We start from the raw sequence: 17276 nt of genomic DNA, 5'->3' as shown, positions 1-17276 counted from the left end.
GTCTCGCTCAGCCCCAGCCGGATCGGCGACATAGCCCGCGCCGCACTCGTCCTCAACGGAATCTGGAAATGATCTCCGTCGAGAAAACCTCAGTGTTCTCCCGACCGATCACCGCGTACGCCTCTGTGCAGCTGTCGGTCGGCGGCCAGTACCTGTGTGATCAACTTGCGTCGGATCAGCCTGCGGCGTCTGGTGCCGTGCATCGCAAGGCGGAGGGGCGCCTTCGTACTTGGGCGGACAACGCAGGGAGGTGCGCCGCCTGGGGGCTACCTCACTGCGGTAACTGGAGGAGAGCGCCGCGGGTCCCGGCGGGATTCGTCAGGCAGGCTCTGGTTCTCCACGGTCCCGTAGCACGTCGGTCTCCGCACATGGTTCGCGACGTACGACGTCACCGCTACCCGTCCAGGAAAGCCGCCCACCACCCAGCAGCCGAAGCCGGGGAAGGTGCCCTCCGCCCAGCAGCCGAGGTCGCGGAAGCCGCCCTCCGTCCGGGAGTCGGAGTCGGAGTCGGGGAAGGTTCCCTCCGCCCAGCAGCCGAAGACAGGGAAGACCCTGGCCATGAGGCTGACGCAGCGGAGCACACCCACACCGATCGGTGAGACACGGCTCCGCCCTCCCGATACACCCGGCAAGGGGAAGCCACCCCCACCCCAGCAGCCGAAGCCGCGGAAGCCGCCCCCCGTCCGGGAGCCGGATTCGGTAAAGGTGCCCTCCGTCCGGAAGCCGAAGACGGGGAAGGTGCCCCCCGCCCAGCAGTGTCGGAGTCGGGGAAGACCCGGGCCGTGAGGCTGACGCAGCGGAGCACACCCACGCCGATCGGTGAGACACGGCTCCGCCCTCCCGATACACCCGGCAAGGGGAAGCCACCCCCACCCCAGCAGCCGAAGTCGGAGAAGGTGCCCTCCACCCAGCAGCCGAGGCCGTGGAAGCCGCCCTCCGTCCGGGAGCCGAAGTCGGGAAAGGTTCCCTCCGCCCAGCAGCCGAAGTCGGGAAAGGTTCCCCCCGTCCGGGAGCCGGAGTCGGAGAAGGTGCCGAGGAGGGGGAGTCGGGGAAGGGGGCGGGCCGGGAGGTTGAGGTAGTGGGGCGTGGGCGGGCTGGTCGGGGGGATGGAGGGTCCGTTTTCTCGTTGCGCTCGGTAGGGGATGCTGCCCCTCACCCGGAAGGGAGACGGGTGAGGGGCAGCAGGCCGCAAACCCGTGTGCACGTCGAACAACGACGGCGCACACACGGGTTTGCCGAATATGACGAGCCGACCCTTGTGAGGCCGCCTCGTCAATGCGGGCCATATTCTTTCGAAATGGCCGCAGGAACTGCTTGTACACAAGCAGTTCCATGGCCGGCACAAAAGAGACCTGGGGGCTGGTTCTCTGTGCAATCGGCCGAGCCGACATTAGCAGATGTCAATCAATTCACCTGCTGCCTGCCGGGGCGTCCGCTTCCTTCCGCACGACCAGTACCGGAGGCGGACCCGAGAGAGGTTACCCCCCTCGGAGAGCGGATCCGGCACAACAAGGGCACCATGCGGTCATGCTGCCCGGTACACCACCCGTGCGAGGGAATCTGCCTCCGTGCGGCCCCTGTTCCGGGGCTCCGCGCGGTACACGTATACGCATCCACACACGGACTGGAAACATCCGATGCGCATGTCCATGCCCACCCGTCCGCCCGGGGCCACGATCGAGGGTGCCGTGACCGCTGTTCGTCCGCTGGGGAATTTCTGTGATTCGACGACCGACGCGTTCCTCAGGGGGATGCTGCGTGCCGTCAATTCGGTGCGGGCCAGGCATCACGCGCCCCCCGTGCGACTGCATGACGGACTGACCCGTTACGCGCAGTCCAGGGTGCGGGAGGTGTCCTGGGGCAGCGGGCCTGGCGGCGGCGACAGGGGATTCCACCTGAGGGCGAGTGAAGTCCTCTACTGGGGCAGCAGTGATCAGCGACGCTCGGGGGCCGCCGACGCCCGTGAGGCCGTCGATCAGTGGTACACCGAGGCGCCGGAATACGATTTCGGCAACCCGGGATTCAATCCGAGAGCCGGCCACTTCACTCAGCTGGTCTGGCGAAAAAGCGTCCTGATCGGTGCCGCGCGGGCGGTCGGCGGAGCGCCGGGGAAGTACGAGACGTTCATCGCGGTCGAATTCGAGCACCGGGGGAACGTCGAAGGGGAATTCATGCACAATGTCTTTCCCGCCGCGCGCAAGGGGTACCGACTCTTCCTCCGATAGCCGACCGGACCCCCATCGCGGTCCCTGAGGATCCCGAAGCGCACCCCACCCAAGCATCCCTACCGATGCCGACCGGGAACACCGGAACAACGGGAACACCGCAGATGAGGGATACCGCTCTTCCTCCGACAGCCGACCGGACTGATCCATCGTGGTCCCTCGGCATCCCCCCGCACACCCCACCAAACATCCCTACCGACGGCGACCGGGAACACCGGAACAACGGGAACACCGCAGGTGACAAGGGGTGCCCGCGGCCGATTCGGCTGCCCTTTCCCCGCATGTCCCGCGGGAACACGGCTGGGGGTTCCGCCCGACCGGGTGGGGTTACCGGCCCGGGCCCGGAATCCGCCGCCATGGCGTCATCCTTCGCCCTCCCGGACCTCCTTTCGTGCGTGAGAGGCGCCCAGGCAGTGGGCGTCGCCATGTCAGAAAGGCCCGACTGTGCACCCGAATCCGACATCGCGTCGCTCCGGACCACGGGTGAGCGTGCTTTCCCTGGGAAAGCGGCCATCGGTGCAGGCCCTCGGTCTCAGAGCGGCAAGACCGGCACAGCCTTCCTATCTCCGGCTCGTGCTGGCCGCAGCCCTGCTCCTGACCGCCGGCGCGCTCTACGCCTTCAACGGGTGGTTCCGCTCGGTGGAGGCCGCCCTCGGCGAGCACGTCGTCGGGCTGGTCACCACCGGGAACACCACCTTGAACTGGGACGACGCGGTCGCCTTCTTCGGGCTCGGTACTGAGCGCGCGATGGGCCTGAGGATCACGGCGGGCTGCAGTTCGGCGATGCTGATCATCCCGCTGCTCCTGGTCGGCGCCGGCTTCATGCTCAGCCGTCGCGCCCCCGTCACGCGCATTCTGGCGGGGACCGCCATCGGTGCCGCCCTGCTCGTCCTGACGAACCAGCTGCGGTTCGGCCTGATCGCCTCGTTCTCCCAGAAGTGGGGCTACGAGGGCTTCGGTTGGGCGCACACCGTGATCGGCTCCATCGTCAGCCTGGTGGGGGTGGCCGTCTCGGTGACCGTCCTGCTGCTGGTGGCGATGCGGCGCGCGAAACCGCGTACCCCGCTGAACGGAGTGAGTGGATGACACAGTTCCAGGAGAGCGGCTTCGTCGGTCTGGCGATGGCGCTCGCGCTCATCATCAACGGGGTCTTCACCCTCTATGTGATCCTGCTGGTCATCGCCTTTCTGCGGGCCAAGCCCCAACAGCCGGGCCGCGCCGAGGACTTCGCCTGGCACTTCTTCATCCCGTGCCGGGACGAGGAGAGCGTGATCGGCGACACCCTCCGCTATCTGCGCGAGCACTACCCCACCGTGCACCTGTGGGTCATCGACGACGATTCCGACGATTCGACGGCGGCCATCGCCCGTGACCACGCGGCGCGTTCGCCGTTCGTGCACCTGGTGCAGCGGCGCCGCCCGGAGGCCCGTACGGGCAAGAGTCATGCGCTGAACGCCGCCTACCGGGCGCTCGACGACTGGCTGCCGGCCGGCACCGACCGGTCCTCGGTGGTTGTGGCCGTCTTCGACGCGGACGCGCGCCCGTCCCTCAATGTGCTCGATGTGTGCGCGGGACCGAGCCTGTTCGGCGATCCGCAGATGGGCGCCGTGCAGATCGAGGTCCGCATGGTCAACAGGAACGTCCGCGAGCCGCTGCCGGGCGGAACCCGGCTGCAGAACTGGTTCGGCCGCACCCTCGTCCGGTTGCAGGACATCGAGTTCCGGGCGGCCATCTCCGCCATCCAGACGTCCCGGCGCGCCACCAAGAGCGTATGCATGGGCGGGAACGGCCAGTTCAGCCGGATGAGCGCGTTGGACGAGCTCACGGACGGCGAGCGGGCGCCCTGGCGCGGCTCGCTGCTGGAGGACTTCGAACTCGGCCTGCATGTCATGCTGGCCGGCCACCGCACCGGCTACGCCACCGAGGCGTGGGTGGACCAGGAGGCCCTGCACAACCTGCCCCGCTTTGTGACGCAGCGGACCCGTTGGTGCCAGGGCACCATGCAGTGCATGCGCTACCTGACCAAGACGTGGCGCTCGCCGTACCTCTCCAACGCCGGTGTCATCGAGATCTCGTACTACCTGATCCAGCCCTGGCTATGGCTCGTGGGAACGGTGATCTACCCGTTGCCGATCATGATCTTTCTGAACAACCTGGTGCTGTACCCCGATGAGACCATGAGCTTCCTGAAGGCGGGCGGGGCCGTCCTGTTCACGTTCTACCTGCTCTTCGGCATCTCGCAGTTCGCGGTCTGGGGCTATCTGTACCACCGGCGCTGCGAGCCCTCACAGGGACTGCTCCGATGCATCGGCTGGGGCATCGCCTATGCCTCGATGATCTATCTCTTCTACGTCATCGCCTGGCGCGCGTTCGGACGGCTGGTGAGCGGGCGCGTCGGCTGGGCCAAGACCCGCCGCAACGCCGAGGTCATCGTCGTCGGACCGATCGCCAAAGAGGCCTGACGCTCCGTCATCACGTACGACTGCGAGACAACACGACATGAGGGACATGCGAAAACGCTCAGTCTTGCTCTGCGTCGCCGGGCTGCTGCTGACGGGATGCGGGCCGCGCAACTCGGGTGCGGCGGCGGTGCCGTCCGTCATGCAGGCGGTGGGCACCTGTCACACCTTCCGCACACAGCAGGAGATGATCCAGCCGAGTGACATCGCGCCTCCGGTGCCCTGCGATCGGCCGCACCGTAGCGAGACCTTCCAAGTGACCACCGTCGACGGCCAGTTCGCCACCTACAAGAAGCGGCCCGACCCGGAGCAGATCGCCGCCTACGCGCAGGGACGCTGCTACGACGCCGACGCGATCAGAAGGTACCTGGGAGCCGGGCCGCGGGACACCGTGTCCTTCTCGGTCTGGCCGAGGCTGCCGACCCGGGCGGAATGGGAGAAGGGCGTACGCACCCTGCGCTGCGACCTGGTGCCGCCGGTACAGAAGGCGGAGAACGGGCCGCTCACGGCCTTCTCGTTCCGCGATGTGCTGACGAAGCCGGAATCACCGACCGTGCGCAGCTGCGAACTCGGCGGTGCGTTCGTCACCTGCGATCACCCGCACGACCGCGAGGAGGTCGCCACCTGGCAGGACCTGCCCGCGACGGTGCCTCCCGAGGACGCCCAGAAGGTTGCCACCGAACTGTGCGAGCCGGTCGTGCAGGAGTTCCTCCAGGCCAGACCGGCCAGCAGACCGGATCTCACGATCAAGGCCATTACACCGAGCAAGGACGAATGGGAGAAGGGTGTCAGGGCGGTGAAGTGCGGTGTCGGCCCGGCCGCTGCGGGCGCGACCGTCGTCGGCACCCTCAGCGGGTCGGCGAAGGGACAGGTATGACCACCACGACTGTCGCACGCGCGGCTGTGAGCAGGGCATCAGTACGCCTCCACATGGTCGGTGAACCCAGCCGCGTGGCGGTGCGCACAGCGGCCGCGACCGCGGGATTCGGCTGGACGGCCGTGATGCTGCTGCGCCTGCTGCTGGGCGGGGTGGTCGGGCTGGGGGACGACGGAAACGGCGACCGGCTGCTCTGTATGTTCGGCGTGGTGGGCAGCCACCCCTGGAACGCCGAACCGTCGGCCCATGTCTATCCGACCTGGCTGCCTCACACCTATTACGGTGAGGCGTGCGGGGTGAAGGAGTCGGGCGAACCGTATTACTCCTCACAGCTGTTGGTGCTGGGGCTCGCCAAGACTCTGACGCCGCTGCTCGGTCTGCCCGGCGCACTCGATCTGCGGGCGGTCGGGTTCCTGCTCGCGCTGGCCTTCGGCGCCATCATCGCCCTGCTGGTCGTCCTCCTGCCGGGCCCCCTGTGGTTGCGGCTCGTGGCCACCGGCGGCATCGGCCTGGTCATGTGCGATTCCGCCTTCGCCGACTGGTTCATCTCGCCCTACAGCGAGGTGGCCGGAATGGTCGGCCTGCTGCTGCTCTGCCCGGCGCTGCTCCTGTTGTGGCGGAGCCCGGTCGCACCGCTGAGCGGAATCGTAGTGACCACGGCCGCCGTGCTGTTCGCTATGACGGCCAAGACCCAGATGTTGTCGGTGCTGCCGGTGGCCATGCTGGCGCTGCTCTGGTTGCCGAGTACGCGGCGCAAGAACGAGAAGGCGGCCCCCGCCACCTCCACGGACAACAGCTTCCAGCAGCGGCTCAAGCGGTGGCTGGCCGTGCGCTGGCCCGCGCTGATCGCGTGTGTCCTGCTGTGCGGGGTCGCCGCCGGATTCACCGCGACACAGCCGAAACGACTCAACCAGATCGTGTGGTATGACGCCGTGTTCCTGGAGATGCTGCCGCACAGCCCGGACCCGGTGGGCGACTTGAAGGCCCTGGGCGCCGATCCACGGCTGATCACCTCCATGAACACGGTGATCTTCGACACCAACTCGGCCGCCAGGACGCCGTACTGGGACGATTTCAAGCAGAACGTCACACCGGCCAAGATCATCCTGCACTTCCTGAAGAACCCCAGTCGACTGGTCGGCATGGGCGCGCGCGGGCTACAGGGCATGACCAACCCGACGCTCCATCACATCGGCTCCTATCCGGCCGACTCCGGTCATCAGCCGTTCGCCAAGGAGCGGCGGATCGTGGTGGTGACCAAGATCTTCGAGGGCTTCCGGACGATGCCGGCGCTGATCCCGCTGCTGTGGCTCGGAACGATCGTGCTCGGGGCCGTACTCGCCAGCCGGACCTGGGCCCGGCAGTCGGCACGCGCCGTGGGCCGGCTGTCGGTCTGCCTGGTGCTCACCCTGCTGCTGCAGTTCGGAATGGTGATCATGACCGAGGGAGCGTCCGACCTCAACAAGCACCTGATCTGCACGGACTTCCTGACGGCCCTGTGCATTCCGCTGTCCGCGCTCTGCTTCTGGCTGCTGTACCGCAGGGAGCACGCGATGGCGCCGGAGCGGCCACAGGCCGGATGACGACACAAAAGCCGGGTGGGCGGTGGCCATGGCCACCGCCCACCCGGCTTTCTCTGGCTCAGGGACGTCTGTTGCGGTGCTTCAACGACGAGGACCGCAGCAGCAGTGCGCCGACGACGAACAGCACGACGGCCAGCACGACGAAGATCTCCGTCTGTCCCAGGCCGGTCGCGGCGAGTGCCCCACCTCCCCCGACAGCGCCTCCGATGCCCTTGCCGATGCCAGGGCCTCCGTACATGGCCGCCTCCTCCCTTCCCGGTGTCACACGTTTCGCGGGCCACCGCGGGCGGGTGCACGATTCCCGCCGGCGCGGCGCCCTCTACAAGACAGAGGCCCCGTCGGCACGGACATGACGCGTGACCTGCGGTGGCCGTAGCCCGGGGCCGCGCCGAAGAGGTGGGCCGCGGCTGCCACGAACTCCAAATCCCCTGTGGGCAAGGGCAGTCCGACGGAGTGAGGTTTGCCCTCAATATCGAACTCACCGAGTCATATCCATACATTCCCGACCTCTAGGCAGAACAGCGGGACTAGCGCGGTGAGTGGATCGCCGGGAACACCGTACGAGCGGAGGGATTTCCTCATGTCCGACACCGATTCGTCTTCTGGTGAGCGTGCGGCCTCCAAGGCCGCGAAGGACCGTGGCCGCCGCGCCCGGCGCATCATCCTGATCTCCACGGCGGTGGCATGCGCCGTGGGGGCCATCTCCACGTCGTTCTCACCGCCCAAGACGGTTTCGGCGTATCCCCCGGTGGCCGGTGCACAACCCAGCCCGACCCCCGCCCCTCCGGCCCGGGACTCCGGCGCTCCGGGGCCCGCGCCGAAGGAGACCCCCGCCCACGAGGACACGGAAGGCAAGGCACTGCGTCCGGGCGCGGTCCCGGTGACCGTTCCGGCGGACGCCGCGCACTCGGACATCCCGGCGCTGGCATTCGAGGCCTATCAGCGTGCCGCCGACGAGCAGGCGGCCCGGACGCCCGGCTGCCATCTGCCGTGGACGCTGCTCGCCGCGATCGGCCAGGTCGAGTCGAACCACGCCAGGAACGGCGCCCTCACCAGTGAGGGCTTTACGGCGTCCCCGATTCTGGGGCCGGTGCTGAACGGCGGGCCCTTCGCCGCGCTGCGCGACTCCGACCAGGGCAAGTTCGACGGCGACACTGCCTGGGACCGGGCGGTGGGGCCCATGCAGTTCATCCCCTCCACCTGGAAACGCTGGGGCACCACCACGCGGCCCACGCTCGACGCCGATCCCAACAACATCTTCGACGCCACCACGACGGCGGCCGCCTATCTGTGCGCCGACAACCGCGATCTCAGCGATCCGCAGCAGCTGAACCGGGCCATCCTCAGCTACAACCCCTCCGAGGTCTATCTGCGCGACGTACTGGCGTGGAATTCCGTCTACACCAGCGGGCATACGGTCGGGGCCATGGCCGTGCCCGCCCTGCCGGCCCTGCCGGCCCTGCCCGCCGTGGACGCCGTGGACGGCGGCGGCACCGGCCCCGGCGGTCGTATGAACGGCGGGCCCGCACCGTCCGTGGCGGCGGGGCAGGTGGTGGAGGCCGCGCTGTCCGGGCGCATGGGCCAGGGGGGCGGCGTCTCCCGTCCGGCCGGAGGCCATACGGCTGTGACCGTCACGGCCGGAGGTGTCAAGGGCGTGCCGTCCACGCCCCCGAGGCCGGCGGCGGGCCCAGGGGCGGGGACGGGGGCGGCGCGGCCGTCGAGCAACGGCCACCATGCGCCCCCTCCGCAGCAACTGCCCCAGCCGGAAAGCGGCGTTCACGTCCCGGAGCCGGTGCGCCCGGCCGCTCCGTCGGCCGCCGGCTCCGCGCCGGACAGTGCGCCCCCGCGGGCCGAGACGGGCTCCGGCGCACCGCACACGTCGTCTCCCGCCCGCTCCGCCTCGCCCTCCCTCCTCGCCACCGCCACGAACCGGATCGGCGGGGTCCTGGACCACCTCGGCCGACGGATCCTCGGCTGAAGCCCATGCGGGCGGGCGACACCCGGACCGACTGAGCCGCGCCACGCATCCGCTGGTTCCGCACCCTGCCGACCGGCACAGACGAACAGGCCACAGTCGAGCCGAGGTGCCCGCCTGGGTGCACCCTGCCGACCGGCACGACCGAACGGGCCGAAGCTGAGCGACCGTACTTACCTGGGCTGCGCCCTGCCGACCGGCGGGGCCGGGCAGCGTGCCCGGGCGACGCGGACGGATGACGCGGGTGGGCGGCATGACCGGGCGACGCGGGCGGGCGACGCGGGCGGGCAGCGCAGTCCGGGCGGCTGTGGTGGCAGCGTGCGGCGACGGTGGCCGACAGGGGCCCGGACTCGGACTCGGGCCCAGGCTCGGACTCGGACCCAGGCTCCGACTCGGACCCAGGCTCGGACTCGGACGCGGGCCCAGGCTCGGACTCGGGCCCAGGCTCCGACTCGGACCCAGGCTCGGACTCGGACGCGGGCCTGGACTCGGGCTCGGACTCGGACCCAGGCTCCGACTCGGACCCAGGCTCGGACTCGGACGCGGGCCTGGACTCGGGCTCGGGCCCGGACTCGGGCCCGGACTCGGTGGCAGGCAACATCTGCCGTCCTGACACGGCTGGGCAGGCCGCGTGGTGCGTCACCCCTGCTCCCGCGACAGCGTTGAGCGCGGAGCGCGGGTGCGTGCCGCGCACTCCTGCCCCGACCGCCACCCGCACCGCGGCCCGCCCCGTCGTCCCAGCACGCGGCCTCGACTCACATACACCGCGACCGGGACCGACACGAACGCCCGTGTCAGGGGCCCCTGCCGGACGGCCAAGAACGCATCAACGCCCGGCCCCCACCACCCGAGGCACCGCGCATGGCAGCGGACGACACCTGCCGCCCTACCACCACTCCGCGACAGCGCGGAGCACAGGGCCATGCCGCGCACTCCTGCCAAGCCCCCCGCACCGCGGCCCGCCCCGTCGTCCCAGCACGCGGCATCGGCTCACGTACACCGCGACCGGGACCGACACGAACGCCTGCGACGCCACGAGTGCCGGTGAGCGGAGAGCCGCCCGGCGGTCTGCGGCACGGACGGAGTCGATGAAGGCACTGTCGCCCACCCCAGCCATCCCCGGCAGAATCAGCAAACCCCAGGCCACCCCGACCCCGCATCCCCGCCGGATGCCACCGGGCGGCAAGCGGCCCGGCGGCCCGCAGTACCAGACGGAGTCGGCCAAGGCACCCACGCCCAACCCGCGCGTCCCCAGCCGCGATCAGCGAAGCCCAAGTCACCCCAACCCACGCGTCCCCAGCCGCGATCAGCGAAGCCCAAGTCACCCCAACCCACGCGTCCCCAGCCGCGATCAGCGAAGCCCAAGTCACCCCGACCCCCGTGTCCCCGGCGGTGGGGCCCAGGTAGGGGCGGCTTTGGGGCGGGGGCTTCGTCGGGTCTGCCGGAGTGGGTTCTCGTCGCGGAAAGCCTCGGAAATGCACCCGTACGGCAGATATCGCGATCGCCGCTTTCCGCGTTGACCAACCATGAACCCCCTTCCGGACTCCCGTACCCCGATCTACGACGCCCTGTACGCACAGTGGCGTGCGGATTTCCGGTACGTCCCCGGTGAGCAAGGCCCGCAGGACGTCTGCTCCGCGCCCTTCTGCCACGGCCACGCCCCGATGGACCCCGCCCCCCGGGCCGTGGAGCAGGGCCACCCCCTGCCGGTGCCCCGGCAACTGACCGGCCGCGGCGCTCGCGGGGCCGTCTCCGTGGCCGCCTCCCCGCCTCCGTTCCTTGCGGTCGGCGGCCAGTGGTACCCCGGCCCGCCGCTCGTCCCCACGAGGTAACCGAAGGACCGGATGCGGCCGGCCCGGCACACCGGACGCACCGGCACACCGGGACGCACCAGCACAACGGACGTACCGGCACACCGGTCGCATCCATCACACCGGCACACCCATCACACCCATCACACCGGCGCACCGGCGCACCGCCAGGGCCCGGTGACGTCATGCTCGGCGCCCTGCCGCATCTGTATAGGGGCGCCCCGGCACACCGTCGCGAAGGTGCGGGCGCGGCCACGGCGGTTCGTCCGTCGTGGCTTCCCCGCCGGCTGTCCGGCCTCGAACGAACCTTTCGCGCGTGACGAGTTGGGAGGAGCAATGGAGTTCCACGAGCGGGCTGTTCGCGAGCTGATCAAAGACCTGGTGCCCGAGTCCAACGAGAACCTCATGACGGCGACCCGGCTGATCGAGTTCATGAGCACGCACAACGTCTTCGGCGCCCTAGGGGTCACGGATGTGTGGCTCGCCTCCGACGGCCCCACCACCCACCGCCTGGAGGTCAACATCCGGGGCTGGGGCGTCTACCAGTCGACGCCCCTGTCCCCGAAGACCGCTCCGTGGCTGAAGGCACATCAGCTGGGCTCCAAACTGGATCTACGGGCGGCGGCCGAGGGCGTCTACCGGATCGTCGCGCGGGTCGTGGAGTCCGTGGGCGTCGACGCGGAGGAGTACCTGCACGACGCGATCGCGACGTACCGCGTGGAGGTCGGACAGGCCGGGGGCGGTACGACGGTCCTGCTGGGCGGTCCGAGGGCGAAGGAGGCCCTTGTCATCGCGATGGGGGCGCTGAGCGTGGCCGCCGCGGAACTCGGGCTGGACTGCGTCCCCGCCGAGGCGCGGCAGCAGTTGGAGGAGAACGGAGCGTACGACATCGGCCCGGTGAGCGTCACGATCAGCCACGGCGTGATCCTCGGTCCTGGGCCCATACTGAAGCGGCGGCCCGTCGTGGCCGCGGTGGACCGGTTCCTCCACTGACCGTACGGCCCGGCCCGTTCCGCTGGAACGGCGCTGTCGTTACGGCGTTCCAGGTCGGCTTTCCGTACATGTGCGCGAGGTGTGCACACGATCGTGCGGGCGAGTCGGACACCGCGGGCAGAACGCGTACGACTGCGGCACCGGGGTCTCCCGGGCGGTGCGGCCCGTAGTCAGCGGGACTCGGGCCCGGCGACGGCGAGTTCGTAGGCCACTTCCCAGCGCACGTCGGGGACGACGATGTCGGTCGTCTCCACCGCGCGGCCGTCGCTGTCGTAGTACGTCCGCTCGATGACGAGGACCAGATCGCCGAGGCCGATGCCGAGCAGGTCGGCCTGCTCCCGGGTGGCGCGGGCCGGGCGCGGCACCTCGACCGCGGTGGCGATGTCGATGCCCTTCGCGCGGAGCCGCCCGGCCACTGCCCCGCTCGTGTCGGGCCGCCGCTGCCGAGGCACCGTGGGTCCCATGGTGCCGGCCGCGGACGCGGGTTCCCAGCTGACGGCGAACTGGGAGGTCAGGGCGTCCGCGAGGAATTCATAGCCGGTGCGTACGCACGGGTCACCGGGCGCGATGCCGAGCCGCCGGGCAATGTGGTCCGGGGCGGCCGTGCGTATCTGGGATCGTGCCCGCCACACGCCGACGTGGTCGGGTTCGGCCGTGCCGCTCATGAAACTGCCGTCGGCCGGCTTCCGGGACCGGGAACGGATCATGCGGCGGCGCTCGCGGGGCCCGGCCACGTAGGTGCCGGAGCCGGCGCGTCCTTCGAGGAAGCCCTCGATGATCAGGCGCTCCTGTGCCTTCTGCATGACGTTGGGGTTGACCCCGTACTCCTCGGCCATCCGGGCGCGGGAGGGAAGTTTCGCGCCGACGGGCCAGTCGCCGCGGGCGAGGCGACGGCGCAGGTCGTCGGCGACCACCTGGTGTCGCGGCGGGTCATCGTGCGCCATGTGAAGACTCCGTACTCGGTTGGCGGCCTGCGAAGTGTCGGGTTTGGACCCCGGCCGACGAGCTAATGCATTAGAACTGCGGTAAGTCACTGGGCATATGCGGAGGGGATACGTGCATACGTGGATGCGTGAATACCCGGGTGCGTGGATACGTGGATCGCGGGGGCCGTGACCGCACCTTCGCACTCGGCGTGCACCGCGGCCGGGCCGAGCCGAACAAGCCAGACATATGGGTCGGGTGTCCGGCGGCGCGTCGGCTTCCCGGCTCCGTACGGCCGCGGTGCCGCGCGTCCGCACCCTCTCCGTACCGCCCCTGCACAGTTCGATCACCTGTCAGTCCCCTGGAGTCCACACGATGACACGTGCCGCCTCGACCACCCCCGTGCCCCAGCGAGAGCTGGTCGGCACGGTCCCCGACCGGGCGCACGTCGCGCTCTACACAAGCAGCCCGGATTCCCGGGTCGCAACTCAAGTCCTCATGGAGCTGCGGGAGTTCGCCATCCGGCAGGGGTGGACCGTCGTGCACAAGGTGTACGACCCGGCGCCGCTCGACGCGCCCCTTTGGCACCGCGCCGGCTGGCAGGCCGTCCAGCAGTTGCTGGCCACCGGCGCGGCCACGGGGCTCGTCGTCCCCGATGAGCGTGAGGTCGCCCGGCACGCCGGAGACCGGGACGTGCTGCACAGCTGGCTGTTGGGGCTTCCCGCCTTCGCGGCATGCGCGTACCCCCGTGCCGGACGTACAGGGCTGCCGCTCCGGCCGGTCCGGGCGCTGGAGGTCGCCGCCTTCCGCACCGCACTTCGCGGGCCGGTCGGCGAGCACTGGCGCCGCTCCTACCCGCTGCACCCGCTCAGCGTGCATCAGGCGCGGGAGGCGGCCCGTAGCTTTCTGACCTTACGGAGCTGGCCGGGTGACATCGTTATCGCGGGTGATGTCCTCGCCCGGCTCGCCTACAACGCCGTCGTACACGCCCGGCCCGTCGACGACGCGGAAGCGCGCATGCGTGTGCGGCTGACGCTGAGCAAGGCCGACGCGCTGCTGGTGGAGGTGGGGGATCCGCGCCCCGACTTCCGGAACAGCGCGGCCGCCCTTGCCGGAGTGCTGGGCAACGGGCTGCGGGAGGCGCGGCTGCTGGGCGCCGAGGTGAGCTGGCTGCCCGCCGCCGACGGCCAAGGCAAGTTCGTCCGCGCCCGTCTACCGGCGACATGCACCGGCACCTAGGCTCGCCGGTCGGGGCGCCCGGCTCGCGCAGGGGCGTCGATGCCACCGTGCAGGGGGCTCTCCTGTGACCTGGGGTCGCCGTCGAAGCGGACCGGTCCGTCGGTCGGCGCGGCGACGGCGGCCGGACGCGCATGATGGTGCCGGCGGCGCCGACACCGAACGAGGCCGGCCGTGCAGGCCCGTGGGCGGCACCACCCGCCAGGCCGCGGCCCGAACCGAAACCTTCCTCGGTGCCGAAACCTTCCTCGATGCCGACGCCCGTGGCGGGCGGGGCGCCAGCCCGCCACCGCGGCGAACCGGCGTCACGCAACCGGCGCGGCGCAACCGGCCGCGGGCTGCACCGCGCGGTGAACGGCCTTGCCCTGCCCGTTCGTTGACGGGCAGGGCGACGGAGCGCCGGGGTGCCGGACCGGTCACACCAGGCCGGTGACGGTCACCGTGACCTGGGCGGGCCGCCCGTCCCCGGCCCGTACCGTGTCCCGCACCGCGGCCCGCACCGCGCGCGTCACGTCGACGGCACGGTGGCCGCGCCGCAGGACGACGCTGACCTCGACGGTCAGGGTGCCCGGCGCGCTTCCGCGTCCGACCCGCACGGCGGACTTCGCCCGGCTCACATCGGGGTTCGCCCGGCGCCCTGTCGCCCGCGCCGCGACGGAGGAGCGCAGCAGTCCGGCCAGGCCGGGCCGCAGAAACGCCACACCGGGCACGTCCGCGACCGCCTGGGCGATCCGCTCGGTCAACTCCGTGGGCTCACCGTCCGCTATCACCTCGTTCCTCCCTCCGCCAGATCGTCTTCGGGCAGGACATCGGTGAAGGTCACATCCACCGAGCCGACCTCCATGCCCAGCAGTTCGTCCGCCGCGCCGAAGACTCTTTCCCGTACCTGCTCCGCCACCCGCTGGAGGTTGACCGTCGCGGCGACCACGACCTCGACGCGTACCGCCACCGGGCCGCGTGTCCGGCGCGCGGACGCCGCCGCACCGGAGCCGGCCGGGGCGATCCGGCAACTGCCGGTCCGCGCACCGGGCACGGAGTCGGCCGCCGAGCGAAGCACCTTGGCGGCCGCGGCCTCCACGATCCAGTCGTCCTCCGCCAGGGTGCCCAGCGGGAGCGTACGGCCGGGGCGCAGTTCGAGGCGTACGACGTCCATCACACGCTCGACGAGCGCTCCGGCGTCCTCTTTGGGCGGTTCCTCCGCCCGGGCCCGGCGCACGACGTCCTGGAGCCGGTCCAGGTCGCGCAGCGCGGCGGAGCAGTGCCGGCAGGTATGCGAGTGCGGGTTGATGAAGCCCTGCTCCCACTGGCGCCACACGTCCTCCAACTTGCGGCCGCAGGACAGCAGTTCGTCCTCGGATACCTCCTCGCCGCGGGTCGCGTCGGCCGAGCCGGAGTTCGGGTCCGCGTTCATTGCCATGCGACCATCGCCTCCGTCAGCTGGCGCCGCGCCCGGAAGACGCGTCCGCGGACCGCCTCCTGACTGATTCCGACCATGTCGGCCACTGCCTCGTACGGTAGTCCGTTCAACTCCCTGAGTACCCAGCACACCCGTTGCTCGGGCGACAGGACGGCCATGGCCCGTGACAGGGCTTCGACGGCGGCGTGCGCCTCCGCCACCCGCGCCGGTGACGCCTGGTGTTCGGGTGCCGCGGGTTCGGGCACCGCGTCCAGGGCGGCCACCGGGCGCCGTCCGCGCAGCACGTTCAGGCACCGGTTGGTGACGATCCGGTACATCCACGTGCCGAACGCGGAGTCGCCGCGGAACTCCGGCAGTTTGCGCCAGGCGCTGACGAGGGCGTCCTGTACGGCGTCCTCCGCCTCGGTCCTGTCGCCGAGCAGCCGTGTGGCCAGTTGCAGCAGTTCGGGGCCATGGCGGCGCACCAGTATCTCGAAGGACTCCTCGTCGCCCTCTCCTGCCCGTACCGCCAGTAAGGCGTCCTCGTGCCGTTCGCCGTCGTCCTCGGCGTCCGTCGGGCTGTCCCGGTGCCCCGGCACTGGTGGTCTCCTCTCGTTCGGCCCGTTCCCATCCGACTCCTCCCCTCCGGCCGTATGACACGGCGCCGCCGTGCGCGTTACGCGGCAGCGGCAAGCTGTCCGCGCGAAGGGGGGAATCCCGGGCATTGCGTAATGAAACGTCAGTAGACGTGTCGAAGTAGGTGACCGCGCACAGGGCCATTGATCCAGGAGGCACACCGATGACGGCACAGGAGTCCAATCCGGCAGGGGCGGGTGGGGGCGGTTTGGACCCGGTTCCCGGCCTGACCGCGGTGCTCGGCGGAGCCGGCGAAACCATGCCGGCCGAGGCGGGGTGGACCGATACGGGGCAGGCTGCGGCGGAGCGGGACGCGTCGGGGCAGGCTGCGGCGGGGTGGGGCGCGTCCGGGCGGGGGGCGTCGGGGCGGGGCGAGGAAAGGCGGGTCGCGGAGGAGCGGGGCAGGACGACCATCGCCGATGTCGTGGTGGTCAAGATCGCGGGCATGGCGGCGCGTGAGGTGCCCGGCGTGTACGACATGGGCGCCGGTGGTCTGTCCCGCACGATCGGCGCGGTCCGTGACCGGGTGCCGGGCGGCCGGCCGAACGTGGGGCGCGGGGTGAAGGTCGAGGTCGGTGAACGGCAGGCCGCCGTCGACCTGAACCTGGTCGTCGAGTACGGGGTGTCCATCCCCGAGGTCGCCCGCGAGGTACGGGTGAACGTGATCTCCGCCGTGGAGCGGATCACGGGGCTTGAGGTGGTCGAGGTGCAGGTGGCCGTCGACGATGTGCATCTGCCCGACGATGACGCGAGCGCCGCGGCGGACGCACGTGTGGAGTGACGGGCTCGTACGGGCAGGGCGAGCCGCCGGTGAAGGGCCGGATCGGGCGGGGCGCCGAGGAGACGGACGGAGGCTGGCGGCGCGATGAGCAGAGCCGACACAGGGCTGTTGGTGGGCGTGGCCCTCGGCTACGCGGGCTGGTTCGGTGGGTTCAGGGCGTTCTTGCTGGTCGCCGGGATGGGGGCGGTCGGTTGGATCGCGGGCCGTTTCCTCGACACCGGAACCGTTCGGCCGGAGTTCTTCGGGTCCCGTGACGGCGGCCGCGACGATCACGGCCCGGGCAGGCCGCGATGAGTACGGCGGAAGCCAACTCGGCTCCGGCCGACCGAGGTTCGGACACCGCGGGCACGGGCAACCCTGAAGCGGGCTCGGGCACGACA

The 17276-nt window shown here is 70.6% G+C and carries 16 protein-coding genes; 11 read left to right on the top strand and 5 right to left on the bottom strand.

The window, feature by feature from the left end; all coding sequences use genetic code 11:
* The first annotated feature begins 1643 nt into the window (after positions 1-1643).
* From ABT245_RS29415 to wsfD, 5 genes are all read left to right on the top strand, one after another.
* A complete protein-coding gene (locus tag ABT245_RS29415; RefSeq protein ID WP_351739040.1) occupies positions 1644-2225 on the top strand; it encodes a CAP domain-containing protein in 582 nt (193 codons plus the stop codon).
* A gap of 573 nt (positions 2226-2798) precedes the next feature.
* Positions 2799-3311: an archaeosortase/exosortase family protein gene (locus tag ABT245_RS29410; RefSeq protein WP_351739038.1), complete on the top strand. Its 513-nt coding sequence runs from the start codon at positions 2799-2801 to the stop codon at positions 3309-3311.
* The gene (locus tag ABT245_RS29405) at positions 3308-4687 is read left to right on the top strand and encodes an XrtP-associated glycosyltransferase (RefSeq protein WP_351739035.1); all 1380 of its coding nucleotides are present in this window, start codon (positions 3308-3310) and stop codon (positions 4685-4687) included. Before ABT245_RS29410 ends, ABT245_RS29405 begins: the two co-directional genes overlap by 4 nt.
* 46 nt (positions 4688-4733) lie before the next feature.
* Complete coding sequence (locus tag ABT245_RS29400) at positions 4734-5561, top strand: septum formation family protein (protein WP_351739032.1); 828 nt, start codon at positions 4734-4736, stop codon at positions 5559-5561.
* Positions 5558-7144, top strand: coding sequence for a glycan biosynthesis hexose transferase WsfD (gene wsfD, locus ABT245_RS29395; protein ID WP_351739029.1), 1587 nt, complete (start codon positions 5558-5560; stop codon positions 7142-7144). The genes ABT245_RS29400 and wsfD overlap by 4 nt, the downstream gene beginning before the upstream one ends.
* Positions 7145-7202: 58 nt before the next feature.
* Here wsfD and ABT245_RS29390 read toward each other — a convergent pair whose 3' ends face one another.
* Positions 7203-7382, bottom strand: coding sequence for a hypothetical protein (locus tag ABT245_RS29390; protein ID WP_351739027.1), 180 nt, complete (start codon positions 7380-7382; stop codon positions 7203-7205).
* A 342-nt stretch (positions 7383-7724) separates the two neighbouring features.
* Between ABT245_RS29390 and ABT245_RS29385 the strand changes: the two genes are divergently transcribed.
* From ABT245_RS29385 to ABT245_RS29375, 3 genes are all read left to right on the top strand, one after another.
* Positions 7725-9122, top strand: a complete 1398-nt coding sequence (locus ABT245_RS29385) for a lytic transglycosylase domain-containing protein (protein ID WP_351739024.1) — start codon at positions 7725-7727, stop codon at positions 9120-9122.
* Between the two features lie 1523 nt (positions 9123-10645).
* Complete coding sequence (locus ABT245_RS29380; protein ID WP_351739021.1) at positions 10646-10951, top strand: hypothetical protein; 306 nt, start codon at positions 10646-10648, stop codon at positions 10949-10951.
* A gap of 315 nt (positions 10952-11266) precedes the next feature.
* Entirely contained in the window at positions 11267-11923 is a 657-nt protein-coding gene (locus ABT245_RS29375; RefSeq protein WP_351739018.1) for a hypothetical protein, read from the top strand.
* Positions 11924-12093: 170 nt separating this feature from the next.
* Here the strand turns inward: ABT245_RS29375 and ABT245_RS29370 are convergent, their stop codons facing one another.
* Complete coding sequence (locus tag ABT245_RS29370; protein ID WP_351739015.1) at positions 12094-12867, bottom strand: GntR family transcriptional regulator; 774 nt, start codon at positions 12865-12867, stop codon at positions 12094-12096.
* A 355-nt stretch (positions 12868-13222) separates the two neighbouring features.
* Between ABT245_RS29370 and ABT245_RS29365 the strand changes: the two genes are divergently transcribed.
* Complete coding sequence (locus ABT245_RS29365) at positions 13223-14086, top strand: hypothetical protein (RefSeq protein ID WP_351739013.1); 864 nt, start codon at positions 13223-13225, stop codon at positions 14084-14086.
* A gap of 413 nt (positions 14087-14499) precedes the next feature.
* On the opposite strand, the gene ABT245_RS29355 is transcribed toward ABT245_RS29365, so the two are convergent.
* Genes ABT245_RS29355 through ABT245_RS29345 form a run of 3 tightly spaced genes read right to left on the bottom strand, consistent with a single transcriptional unit; the run spans position 14500 to position 16078 of the window.
* Entirely contained in the window at positions 14500-14853 is a 354-nt protein-coding gene (locus ABT245_RS29355; protein ID WP_351739010.1) for an Asp23/Gls24 family envelope stress response protein, read from the bottom strand.
* Positions 14850-15500 (bottom strand): Asp23/Gls24 family envelope stress response protein, encoded by a 651-nt coding sequence (locus ABT245_RS29350; RefSeq protein WP_351739007.1) that lies wholly within the window; start codon positions 15498-15500, stop codon positions 14850-14852. The genes ABT245_RS29355 and ABT245_RS29350 overlap by 4 nt, the downstream gene beginning before the upstream one ends.
* Entirely contained in the window at positions 15491-16078 is a 588-nt protein-coding gene (locus ABT245_RS29345; protein ID WP_351739004.1) for an RNA polymerase sigma factor, read from the bottom strand. Before ABT245_RS29345 ends, ABT245_RS29350 begins: the two co-directional genes overlap by 10 nt.
* Positions 16079-16374: 296 nt before the next feature.
* Here ABT245_RS29345 and ABT245_RS29340 point away from each other — a divergent pair, with 296 nt between their 5' ends.
* Both ABT245_RS29340 and ABT245_RS29335 read left to right on the top strand, forming a co-directional pair.
* Positions 16375-16896, top strand: a complete 522-nt coding sequence (locus ABT245_RS29340; protein ID WP_502982218.1) for an Asp23/Gls24 family envelope stress response protein — start codon at positions 16375-16377, stop codon at positions 16894-16896.
* Between the two features lie 84 nt (positions 16897-16980).
* Positions 16981-17190 (top strand): hypothetical protein, encoded by a 210-nt coding sequence (locus tag ABT245_RS29335; RefSeq protein WP_351738998.1) that lies wholly within the window; start codon positions 16981-16983, stop codon positions 17188-17190.
* The last annotated feature ends 86 nt before the right edge of the window (positions 17191-17276 follow it).

Source organism: Streptomyces sp. NPDC001508, assembly GCF_040298665.1.
Lineage (GTDB): Bacteria > Actinomycetota > Actinomycetes > Streptomycetales > Streptomycetaceae > Streptomyces.
Note: the sequence above shows the minus strand (reverse complement) of the source record. Positions and strands in the feature narration are given on the sequence as shown.